Origin of the sequence: Pseudoalteromonas sp. bablab_jr011 (assembly GCF_016464045.1) — a bacterium.
Classification (GTDB): domain Bacteria; phylum Pseudomonadota; class Gammaproteobacteria; order Enterobacterales; family Alteromonadaceae; genus Pseudoalteromonas; species Pseudoalteromonas lipolytica.
The window spans coordinates 1-456 of record NZ_JACDWU010000033.1 but is presented as its reverse complement, the minus strand read 5'-3'; the positions used below and the strand labels follow the sequence as shown (position 1 = coordinate 456).

The following is a 456-nucleotide window of genomic DNA, read 5'->3' as shown; positions in this document are numbered from 1 at the left end:
GCCAAGTCGATACAAATTAAGTTAAATTTTGACATGTATGGATTCCTTATTGGTAAAAGTGGTTTTGCAATTTCTTTATACCGTACTTACCCTATTTAGGGGAGGAGTCCATACATCTCCTACGTCTCTTCACCTTGCGCTGATACGTCTTTTATCTCTGTATGCAATCTCAGTATGATACTGGACGATTTAGCCCTGAACGCAAAAAACCCGCTGCATTGCTGCAACGGGTTTCTTTAATTAGGAGCCTGGCGATGTCCTACTTTCACATGGCAAATGCCACACTATCATCGGCGCTGTTTCGTTTCACTACTGAGTTCGGCATGGGATCAGGTGGGTCCAAAACGCTATTGTCACCAAGAAAATTCTTTTCAATTTTCTTATTATTAATTTTTAAATTTAAAGTCTTTCGACTGAATTAGGAGCCTGGCGATGTCCTACTTTCACATGGCAAAT

At 40.4% G+C, this 456-nt stretch carries 1 rRNA gene; it reads right to left on the bottom strand.

The annotated features are described in order from the left end of the window. Positions 1-246: 246 nt before the first annotated feature. Positions 247-361 (bottom strand): 5S ribosomal RNA (gene rrf / locus JIG41_RS01075). Positions 362-456 lie beyond the last annotated feature (95 nt).